The sequence below is a fragment of the Bacteroides caecigallinarum genome (genome assembly GCF_016902295.1).
Classification (GTDB): domain Bacteria; phylum Bacteroidota; class Bacteroidia; order Bacteroidales; family Bacteroidaceae; genus Phocaeicola; species Phocaeicola caecigallinarum_A.
On record NZ_JACJLQ010000185.1, the window covers coordinates 1 to 322 of the forward strand.

Annotated in this window: 1 pseudogene; it reads left to right on the forward strand. The window is 50.0% G+C overall.

Features of this window, described 5'->3' with window-relative positions:
* A pseudogene (locus H6A27_RS14750) lies at window positions 1–322 on the forward strand (DDE-type integrase/transposase/recombinase); the annotation flags it as partial.

The window sequence follows — 322 nt, forward strand, 5'->3', positions numbered from 1 at the left end:
GTAGCCACTCTGCCTGCAAGCGACTACGGTTATATCCTCTTCGTACGTTCACAGCGCACAGAAGACTTTGTATATGCCATAACGCAGTGCCTGAAACATCTTGGCGGCGTACCAAAGATGCTTGTCCCTGACAACCTTAAAGCTGCCGTTGTCAAGACAGACAGATATGAGCCTTCGCTTAACCGTGTAATGGAGGATATGGCCAATCATTACGGCACGGTCATCATACCGGCACGTCCCGCACACCCAAAAGATAAAAGCAACGTGGAAGGGACCGTGAGGCTTGTCTATATGCGTGTGTTTGCCGAACTCCGCAATGAAA